A 368-nucleotide genomic window follows, 5' to 3' on the forward strand; every position below is an offset into this window, starting at 1 on the left:
CATGAAAAAGCTGCTCCGCCAGTGCGGCGACGGGCAGCTGAATCTCCCGTCCGTAAAAGTATCCGCGCTGCGGGAACTGTTGTTTCCCCCGTTCAGATTGGTTCGGGACTGTGTAATCCTATCAGAAATGCCAGCCGAAGAATTGGATGCCGCCTTCGATCAGGCCATGGAGAAATGTTTCGACAAGACCGATTACGAAGCCTGCAACACCGAAACGCGAATCGACTGCTTTTTTGAAGACGCGCTGTCCCGGGAACAGGGATTTGAAATCGCGTTATTAGCCCTCGAAACGTGGGCATTCCAACTCAAGTGCATGCAGCCGGAAGCCCGGTTTTGCATGATTCTTGCCTGTGATGAGGATCACACAG

1 protein-coding gene is annotated in these 368 nt (G+C 53.0%); it reads left to right on the forward strand.

Features of this window, described 5'->3' with window-relative positions; genetic code table 11:
* Positions 1 to 368, forward strand: a 368-nt coding sequence (locus tag H6B10_RS15655; RefSeq protein ID WP_204652381.1) for a hypothetical protein, incomplete at both ends; no start/stop codon positions are given.

This window comes from Gemmiger formicilis (assembly GCF_016901605.1).
In the GTDB taxonomy this organism is placed as follows: Bacteria; Bacillota; Clostridia; order Oscillospirales; family Ruminococcaceae; genus Gemmiger; species Gemmiger formicilis_B.